The sequence below is a fragment of the Brevibacillus sp. SAFN-007a genome (assembly GCF_051967035.1).
Classification (GTDB): Bacteria; Bacillota; Bacilli; order Brevibacillales; family Brevibacillaceae; genus Brevibacillus.
On sequence record NZ_JBQCKK010000030.1, the window covers coordinates 20485 to 27657 of the forward strand.

Genomic DNA, 7173 nt, shown 5'->3' on the forward strand with positions numbered 1-7173 from the left:
GCCGTTGCGGCTGGCTGTTCGGTTCGAAGGGATTAGGAGAGGGGGACTGCTGTTGATTGAGGTAAAAGCAGTCAGCAAACAGTTCGGGACGGTTACAGCGGTCCGCGATTTGACGTTTCGCGTGGATGAGGGCGAGGTGTACGGCCTGTTGGGCGAAAACGGCGCGGGGAAGACGACGACGATGCGCATGATGGCGACGATTCTCGCGCCGACTGCGGGAGACATCGAGATCAGCGGCTTTTCGGTGCGACACGAGCCGCTGGAAGTGCGGCGCCGAATCGGCATCCTGTTTGGCGGGGAAGTCGGCTTGTACAGCCGCCTGACCGCCAGGGAAAACATCGCCTACTTCGGCAGTCTGTACGGTTTGCCGCGGTCGCGGGTGCAGGAGCGGATCAACAGCTTGAGCCGCATTCTGGAGATGGAGTCGTTCATCGACAGGCGCGTCGGCGCTTTTTCCCGGGGAATGAAGCAAAAAGTGGCGATTGCCCGCACGCTCGTCCACGATCCTGCCGTCATTTTGCTGGATGAGCCGACGACGGGACTGGACGTAACGGCTGCCACCATTTTTCGCCGGATGGTGACTAGGCTACAGGAGGAAGGAAAGACGATCCTGTTTTCCAGTCACAACATGGGCGAGATCAACAAGCTGTGCAAGCGGATTGCCCTGATTCACCAAGGCCGGCTGCGTTTTTCCGGGGAGTTGGACGTTTTGAAAAAACAGTGTGGGACTGACGATCTGGACGACATCTTCATGGCGGTTGTGGAAGGGGGCGAGCTCTGATGGGGCGGCAAGTCATCTGGACCGTTTTGAAAAAGGAGCTGCTCGACCTGTTTCGCGACCGGAAGGCGTGGATGGGGACGTTTCTGGTGCCTTTGGTCATTATCCCGTTTGTGTTTTTTTTATTGGGCAACTCCTACAGCAATGTGGAAAAGGAAGCGCGGGAATACGTGCCGCTGGCTGTTCACGGCTCCTCCAAGCTGATTGCGTCCCTGCAAGACAGTCCGGGGGTCAACATACTCCAGCCGCCTGATCCCGAGCAAGCGTTGCAGGAGGGGCAACTGCGCGCGATCATTACGATCCCGGAAGCGTTTGACGAGCAGATTCAGGCGGGGAAAACGGCCACACTGCACGTCGCTTTTGACTCGACCAATTCCAAGTCAGTCTACGCTCGCGATCTGATCGAGCGAACCGTGGAGGCGTACAGCAAGGAGATTGTGGCCAAGCGGCTCAAGCAGGCAGGCTTGTCCGAACAGACGATTCAGCCGATTGCGCCTGACTTTCAAAACGTAGCGTCAGAGGAGAGACAGTCGGGCGGAGTGCTCGCGGGTATCATTCCGCTTATGCTCGTCGTATCGCTCGCCTCTGGCGGGATCGCCTCTGCCAACGATCTCGTTGCGGGGGAAAAAGAGCGGGGGACGCTGGAATCGCTTCTGACGGCGCCGATTGCCGCCAACCACATTCTCACGGCCAAGCTGTTGGCGGTCATGGTCATGAGCATCCTGAGTGCGACCGCCTCGCTTCTCTCGCTATCGCTGGTATTGAGCGCAGGACCGCTGGGGCGGGAGAACGGACAGATGTCGCTCGCATTTTTGTCGCCTGCCACGCTGCTCGTGCTGATCGCCGTCATCCTGCTGATGGCGGCGACGTTTGCCGGACTACAGCTGATGCTCAGCACGATCGCAAAGTCGGTCAAAGAAGGGCAGACGTACATGAGCGCCGTCATCTTTCTGGCGATGGTACCGTCGTACATGCTGATGCCGCAAAGCCCGGTGGACATTGCGGAGCATTACTATGCGCTGCCTGTGTTCAATGGCGTGGCGCTGTGCAAGGAAGTGTTTTACGGCAAGGTCGAGCCGTTGCATGCGCTGGTCGGCATCAGCTCTTCCTTGGTGTACGTGGCGATCACGATTTTCTTCGCCTCGCGACTATTCCGCAGAGAAGGGGCTGGATTGAAAAACTGACCGGGAGAAAGGAAATCCAGGATGTCTCTGTCGCAAGTGTCGCTGCCATTTGAAGAAGGCTGGTGAATGTCGTGAATCCGCTGTACGTCGGTGTGTTGTATGTGCTTGCTTCGGCTGCGGGCTTTGGCGTCATGTCCATTTTTGCCGTGTATGCCTATGAAGCAGGTGCTTCGGTATCTACGCTCTTGTTTTTACGCTTTTTGTTTGCTGCCGCGCTGTTTTTTGGCCTTTTGGTCTGGCGCAAGGAGTCGCTGCGGCTCAATCGTCGCCAGGCGCTTGCCCTGTTTGGCCTGGGCGGCATTTTGTACACGCTGCAATCGCTCAGTTATTTTTCGGCCGTTCAGTACATTTCTCCCTCGCTGGCTGCTCTTTTCCTGTACACGTTTCCGGTAATTGTAGCGGTCCTGAGTTACTTGGTGGATAAAGAGCCGCTGACGAAAACGACCCTGTTTGCGATGCTGCTGTCTTTGGTGGGGCTCGGGCTGGTGCTCGGGCTGTCGTTTGGCGGGATTCAGCCGCTGGGAGTTTTGCTGGCGTTCGCGGCAGCGCTCTCCTACTCGGTATACATCATCGTGGGCAACCGGGTCGTAAAAGGTCTGTCCCCGTATGTGACGTCCGGTTACATCTCGCTGTTTGCAGCCGCTTCGATCTTTTGGGTCGCGCAAACAGAAGGGGGCGTCGACCTGGCCTTTGCTCCGGCGGGCTGGTGGGCCTTGGCCGGGATCGTCGTTTTTTCTACCGTTGTGGCGATCGGCTTTTTCTTTCGCGGTCTGTTGTTGATAGGCTCGACCAAAGCTTCCGTGCTCAGCACGCTTGAGCCGGTCGTGACGATTGTGCTTTCGGCGCTGCTGTTCGGCGAGGCGTTCAGCCTGCTTCAACTGCTCGGCGGCTGTGCAGTGCTGGCGGGCGCGGCGTTGATTGTTGCGGGGAAGAAGCCGAAGTCAGGTCAGGTGGAGGAGGAAGGGGAAGCGTCTGCGGCGCGGACGCTTGAATCGTAGCGAGGTAGCGAAAAAACGCTCCTGCGCGGCGGCATGGAAGCTGCTGGCAGGAGCGCTTTTTTTGTATCGTTTTTCGTATCGGAAAAGAAAAGGGGCGTCGCCCTCCAATCGCGAGGTGGCAGCAAAAAATGCGGGTTACTCTTCCAACTGCGAACGGATCAGCCAGCCCGCTCCGTACACGCCCGCGTCGTTGCCCAGTGTGGCAGCCACGATTTCGGTTGCTTCCACGACGTAAGGAAAGGGAACGAACCGCGCAAAGGAATGGCGAATCCGGGAAAAGAGGAAGTCGCCTGCCGCCGCCACGCCGCCTCCGATGACAAACTTGGCCGGATTCAACACAATCGCCAGATGCGAGAGGGCAAGCCCCAGGTAGAGCGCCACCTGATCGGCGATGGCAAGAGCTGCGGCGTCGCCTGCTGCGGCTGCTTCGAACACGTCCTTTGCCCCGAGCTTGCCTTTTTCGGCGAGTACGGAAGCGAGGTACGGGCTTGTTCCGTTCTCGGCAGCGAGTCGCCCTTCGCGGATAATCGCGGTGGCGGAGGTGTACGTTTCCAGACAGCCTGTTTTGCCGCAATTGCAGAGAGCGCCGCTGTCCGGGGTCATGGTGATGTGGCCGATTTCGCCGCCGACCCCGTTGATGCCGTGAACAATCTTGCCGTTCAGGATGACACCGCCCCCGACGCCTGTTCCAATCGTAATCAGTATGAGGTCCTGTGCGCCTTGGCCGGCGCCCTGCCACATTTCGCCCAGCGCCGCTGCATTGGCGTCGTTGTCGACGGCAACCGGTCGTCCTGTAAGGGCTTCCAGCTTTTGCTTCAAGAACACAGGCTTGGCCCAGTGGAGGTTGACGGCTTGCATGACGATTCCGTTTTTGGCATCGATGGGTCCGGGGATGCCTACGCCGATTCCGCTCACTTGCTCCAGCGCATAGCCATGCTTGTGCAGAAGATTGCGGGACATCTCTGCGATTTTTCGCAGTACGCCATCTTCCCCGTCTGCTACAGGCGTCGGCTCTTGTGTTTTGGCTGCCAACTCGCCATCCGGGGTAATCAACGCCATTTTGATTGCCGTTCCGCCCACGTCAACACCAACGATGATTTTTTTCACAAGGGTCCCCTCACTCTCCATTTTGCCATCTTTTTCTATCTTATCACGTTGTTCTTCGCATAGCGATTCCCAAAAATGGATATACAGGATATGATGGAAGGAAGGAAGTACACCCGCGAGCGAGGGAAGGAAGAAGGGATCTGCCTTGAAACGAGCCAGGTTAATCTATAATCCAAGCTCCGGCCGGGAGATCGTGCGTCGGCGATTGCCGGATATTCTCGATTTGATGGAATCGGCCGGATACGAGACCTCCTGCCATGCCACCAGAGGAGGAGATGATGCGACCGAGGAGGCGGCCCGTGCCGTGGCCCGCGGCTTCGACGTCATTCTGGCTGCTGGCGGAGACGGAACCATATACGAAGTCGTGAACGGGATGGCGGAGCAAAAAGCCCGCCCCACCCTTGGCATTATCCCCTGCGGAACCAGCAACGATTTTGCCCGGGCCGTAGGCATACCGAAGTCGATCAAGCGCGCCACGGAAATCATCGCCAAAGGCAAGAAGAAGCGCATCGACCTGGGCCGGATCAACAATCGTTATTTCATGAATATTGCGGGAGGCGGCTCTCTCACCAACCTGACCTACGAAGTCCCGAGCAAGCTGAAGACGCTGCTGGGACAGATGGCGTACTACGTCAAAGGGTTGGAGAAGCTGCCCTCCCTGCACCCGATCCGGGTCCGCCTGGAAAATCGCAAGGAAGTGCTGCTGGACGAGGAGATCATGGTCTTTCTCATCGCCAACAGCCATGCGGTCGGCGGCTTCGACAAGCTCGCCCCGGAGGCCGATTTGTCAGACGGCAAGCTGGATGTCATCGTCGTGAAAAAGACGAACATCGCCGAGTTCATCCGTCTCGCGACACAAGCGGTTCGCGGGGAGCATTTGCGGGACCCCAATATCCTGTATTTCCAGGCAGACTACATCAAAGCGACCTCTCCCACAGGCGAGGTGGTCCAGCTCAATCTGGACGGCGAGCTTGGCGGACAGCTGCCGTGCGTCGTGGAAGCTTTGCCAGGACATATCGAGTTGTTCGTCCCGTAGGAAGATAGTAAAATGAATAGCAATAGCCGTAGGGATGCCGCGTTCGCTGTGCATCCCTGCCTGCTTCCTTTAGGCAAAAAACAGTCGGGAAGCCAGAGAGCAAGACAAAAGGAGCAAACGTAACGTGGCCAAAACAACAAAAAAGCGGCGCGGCCCGCACCAGACCGCCAAGGTAGAGCTGGACGTCCCGGTGCGCGTCGGGCAAACCGTGGAGTTGGAGATAACCGGACTGAACCACGAGGGTGCCGGAGTCGGCCGGATGGAAGGATATACGCTGTTCGTCGACGGCGCACTCGCCGGGGAGCGCGTCCATGCGCGCGTCGATCACGTCAAAAAGAACTTCGGTTTCGCCAAGTTGACGAAAGTCGTGGAAGCCAGCACATATCGCGCGCAGCCGCCCTGTCCGCTGTACGATCGCTGCGGCGGCTGTTCGTTGCAGCACCTCGCCTACGAGGAACAGCTGCGGCACAAGCAGCAGATCGTCCGCGACAACCTGCGCCGCATCGGCGGCTTTCAGGTAGAGGGAGAGGGAGCCATCACCGTGCACCCGACGCTCGGCATGACCGATCCATGGCGCTACCGCAACAAGGCACAGGTGCCCATCGGCGAGGAAAACGGCGCCCTGATCGGCGGCTTTTACGCGGAGAAATCCCACTCCATCATCGACATGAACGAGTGCCTCATCCAGCACCAAAAAAACGACGAGGCGGTCGCCACCGTGAAGAGAGCGGCTGCTGCCCTCGGCATCAAGCCGTACGACGAAGTGCGCGGCACGGGCTTGCTGCGCCACGTCGTCGTCAAGGTGGGGGTAAAGACGGGCGAAGTCATGGTCGTGCTCGTGACGACCGCGGAGGCGATTCCGCAGCGGGACAAGCTCGTGGAAGCGATTCGCACCGAGGTGGCGGGCGTCACCAGCATCGTGCAAAACATCAACCCGGACAAGACCAACGTCATTTTCGGCAAAAAGACGGTGACGCTCTGGGGCAGCGACGTCATTTACGATTACATCGGTCCGATCAAATTCGCGATCTCGGCGCGGTCGTTCTACCAGGTCAACCCGGCCCAGACGGAAGTGCTGTACAACAAAACGTTGGAGTACGCCGGCGCGACAGGGACGGAAACGGTCATCGACGCCTATTGCGGCATCGGCACGATCTCGCTGTTTTTGGCGCAGAAGTCCAAGCATGTGTACGGCGTAGAGATCGTCCCGGAAGCGATTGCGGATGCGAACCGCAACGCCCGGTTGAATGGCGTGGAAAACGCGACATTCGAGGCAGGCCCGGCAGAGGACGTGATTCCGGCCTGGAAGGAGCAGGGAATCCGCGCCGATGTCATCGTGGTCGACCCGCCGCGCAAGGGCTGCGACGAGGCGCTGCTGACGACGATTTTGGAAATGCAGCCGGAGCGCGTGGTGTACGTGTCGTGTAACCCGTCGACGCTGGCAAGGGATTTGAAGGTGTTGGCGGAGCGGTATGAGGTGAAGGAAGTGCAGCCGGTGGATATGTTTCCGCATACGGGGCATATCGAAAGCGTTGCGTGCTTGGTATATAAGGGTGTTTGACCACCAAAAAAGTGAGTTGTTGACGAACTGTTGACGAAAAAAAGGAGCTGCTGCCGCGGCTCCTTATGCTTTTATATTCTTCATGGGAATGATGCTATTGAATTTGTTGGCTGCTTCTTTATCAGCGGATTGGAGCGCGTGGCCGTATACATTCATAGTTGTGGTTATGCTGGCGTGTCCCAGGCGTTCGGAAATGATTTTCGCGTGTACTCCGCTATTGATTAGCAGAGTAGCTGATGGACTGTCAACACCTAACTAGACAGATTTCTTAATTGCTTTCTGTTTGTAAACGAATGGACTCAAATACCCCAATGTTGAGTGAATTCTTGTTTCGTTAAACCATTTCACGTATGCCCCTAATTCCTGCTTCAATTGTGCGAGTGACTCAAATCTTCGATTCTTGACAAACTCCGTTTTAATCAGCTTAAAGGTTGGATTGTCAACAGTAATTCAGACAACTATTTTAAGGGCTTCTTGGCGATACTGAACAGGCGTCATATAGCCTAATG

At 57.4% G+C, this 7173-nt stretch carries 7 protein-coding genes; 5 read left to right on the forward strand and 2 right to left on the reverse strand.

From position 1 onward, the window contains the following. Positions 1-52 precede the first annotated feature (52 nt). From ACTHO6_RS20030 to ACTHO6_RS20040, 3 genes are all read left to right on the forward strand, one after another. Positions 53-781 carry an ABC transporter ATP-binding protein gene (locus ACTHO6_RS20030; RefSeq protein ID WP_440243444.1) on the forward strand — a complete coding sequence of 243 codons (729 nt, stop codon included), beginning with the start codon at positions 53-55 and terminating at the stop codon, positions 779-781. Continuing rightward, positions 781-1962 carry an ABC transporter permease gene (locus ACTHO6_RS20035; protein ID WP_440243447.1) on the forward strand — a complete coding sequence of 394 codons (1182 nt, stop codon included), beginning with the start codon at positions 781-783 and terminating at the stop codon, positions 1960-1962. Before ACTHO6_RS20030 ends, ACTHO6_RS20035 begins: the two co-directional genes overlap by 1 nt. Positions 1963-2033: 71 nt before the next feature. After that, positions 2034-2960: a DMT family transporter gene (locus ACTHO6_RS20040; protein ID WP_440243460.1), complete on the forward strand. Its 927-nt coding sequence runs from the start codon at positions 2034-2036 to the stop codon at positions 2958-2960. A gap of 135 nt (positions 2961-3095) precedes the next feature. Here the strand turns inward: ACTHO6_RS20040 and ACTHO6_RS20045 are convergent, their stop codons facing one another. Continuing rightward, positions 3096-4067 carry an ROK family glucokinase gene (locus ACTHO6_RS20045; protein ID WP_440243450.1) on the reverse strand — a complete coding sequence of 324 codons (972 nt, stop codon included), beginning with the start codon at positions 4065-4067 and terminating at the stop codon, positions 3096-3098. A 145-nt stretch (positions 4068-4212) separates the two neighbouring features. Between ACTHO6_RS20045 and ACTHO6_RS20050 the strand changes: the two genes are divergently transcribed. Together ACTHO6_RS20050 and rlmD are read left to right on the forward strand one after the other, a co-directional pair. Beyond that, a complete protein-coding gene (locus tag ACTHO6_RS20050) occupies positions 4213-5103 on the forward strand; it encodes a diacylglycerol kinase (RefSeq protein ID WP_440243453.1) in 891 nt (296 codons plus the stop codon). A gap of 124 nt (positions 5104-5227) precedes the next feature. Beyond that, positions 5228-6664: a 23S rRNA (uracil(1939)-C(5))-methyltransferase RlmD gene (gene rlmD, locus ACTHO6_RS20055; RefSeq protein ID WP_440243456.1), complete on the forward strand. Its 1437-nt coding sequence runs from the start codon at positions 5228-5230 to the stop codon at positions 6662-6664. Between the two features lie 255 nt (positions 6665-6919). Here rlmD and ACTHO6_RS20060 read toward each other — a convergent pair whose 3' ends face one another. Beyond that, the gene (locus ACTHO6_RS20060; RefSeq protein ID WP_440243463.1) at positions 6920-7114 is read right to left on the reverse strand and encodes an IS3 family transposase; all 195 of its coding nucleotides are present in this window, start codon (positions 7112-7114) and stop codon (positions 6920-6922) included. Positions 7115-7173 lie beyond the last annotated feature (59 nt).

What these genes read in the sequence shown, in the direction of transcription:
- ACTHO6_RS20035 (WP_440243447.1), top strand. Translation starts at nt 781, where the DNA reads ATGGGGCGGCAAGTCATCTGGACCGTTTTGAAAAAGGAGCTGCTCGAC.